At 63.7% G+C, this 1,663-nt stretch carries 2 protein-coding genes; one reads left to right on the top strand and one right to left on the bottom strand.

The features are described 5' to 3' along the window. Positions 1–150: 150 nt before the first annotated feature. Positions 151–1,239: an IS5 family transposase gene (locus tag WAQ08_RS19365; protein WP_422193924.1), complete on the bottom strand. Its 1,089-nt coding sequence runs from the start codon at positions 1,237–1,239 to the stop codon at positions 151–153. Between the two features lie 116 nt (positions 1,240–1,355). On the opposite strand from WAQ08_RS19365, the gene WAQ08_RS19360 reads away from it, so the two are divergent. Beyond that, positions 1,356–1,663 (top strand): response regulator (locus WAQ08_RS19360; RefSeq protein ID WP_422193923.1); only part of this gene is annotated, 308 nt, incomplete at its 3' end.

The following is a 1,663-nucleotide window of genomic DNA, read 5'->3' as shown; positions in this document are numbered from 1 at the left end:
CAGGCCGTTGAAAAAATGCTCATCGAACGCGCCAGGGTCGAGGATTTCGAAGAAGCAAGTCGCCCAGACGCGCCTACGGAACGAATTCGAGGGCCATTTCGGCCTGTTTGCAGGCCGTTTTGCCCGTTTCGGGCGCACGTATCCCATGGCTCACGCATGATGCGCGTCCCACCAGCCACCCAGACTGCCCATGCGCACCAGGTTGTAGGTGGCAAAGCACAGCAGCGCCTGGCCCGCGAGCTTGGCCTGACCGATCAGCTTGGTCTTGGCCAGACCACCCACTGTCTTGATCCAGCCAAAGGCCTCCTCGATGCGCTTGCGCACCTTCAGACTGGCCTTGTAACCCTCGTGGCGCTTGATGCGGCCATCGACGGCCGAGTGCTTGTCCTTGGCCGCCACGTGTGGCGTGACCAAAAGCCGGCGGCAGCCCTTGATGAAGGCCTTGCTGTCGTAGCCTTTGTCGGCACCGACCGTGGCCCGCTTGTTCATGTTGCCCCGGCGCCCCAGCATGGCCAGCGCCGCTTCGCGCTCGGCGGTGCCACTGGCGTGGGTGATCTCGACATCCACGATCAGCCCGTTGCGGTTCTCCATGAGGATGTGCCCCATGTGGCACAGGCGGGACTTGTCACCCGCGCTCTTCTTGAACAACCGTGCATCGGCGTCCGTGGTGCTTTGGTGGGTGTCGTTGCAGCGCTCCTGCCCTTTGAAGTCCACCTCGGGATTGCGTCCGGGCGGCGTGTCGCTGTCATCGTCTTTGCGCTTGAAGCTCTTGTGCGAGGCCCAGGCTTCGATGAGCGTGCCGTCCACGCTGAAGTGCTCGTCGCTGGCAAGCCGCCCCCACTGGGCGCTGAGCTTGACGCGCTCGAAGAAGGCACGGGCGAGGTCTTCGCTGAACAAGCGTTCGCGGTTGGCGCTGAAGGTGGAGTGGTCCCAGACCTTGTCTTCGATGTTCAGGCCCACGAACCAGCGATACAGCAGGTTGTAGTTGACCGCTTCGACCAACTGGCGCTCACTGCGGATGGAGAACAGGATCTGCAGCAGCAAGGCCTTGAGCAGCATCTCGGGCGGCACCGAGGGGCGCCCGCGGCGGGCATACACCGCTTCGAACTCGCTGTGCATCGTCGCCAGCAGCGCATCGACCACGGCGCGCAACTTGCGCAGCGGGTGTGACGCTGGCACGCGCTCTTCAAGGCTGATGTAGCTGAACATCGCCCCCTGGAAGTCTTGGTTGCCTCTCATCTTTCTTGTCTGGGTCGTTCTTGGATGGCTTCAGATCGTAGCGGCCCACACGGGCGGCGGCGAAGGATTTTTCAACGGCCTGCTACATCGAGGACAACGAGACCAACGTCGAGGTCATGCGCGGCATGCTGCTGCAGCGGCCGCAGATCCTGCTCGAGGTGTCGATGATCGGCCTGGACGGGCTGAGCGCGATCCGCCAGCGCCGGCCCGACCTGATCCTGCTCGACATGCAGCTGCCCGACATCAGCGGCCTGGAGCTGCTGCGCCACCTGAAAAACGATGACGACGTCGCCGACATCCCGGTCATCGTCGTCTCGGCCGACGCCACGACGGCACGCATGCAGGAAGCGCTGACCCTGGGTGCGCTGCACTACGTGACCAAGCCGCTGGAGATCGCGCGCTTCCTGCAGACCCTGGACGAGGC

Origin of the sequence: Aquabacterium sp. (assembly GCF_049274795.1) — a bacterium.
In the GTDB taxonomy this organism is placed as follows: Bacteria; Pseudomonadota; Gammaproteobacteria; order Burkholderiales; family Burkholderiaceae_C; genus Aquabacterium.
The sequence above is the reverse complement of the archived record's forward strand: the minus strand, read 5'-3'. Positions and strand labels throughout refer to the sequence as shown.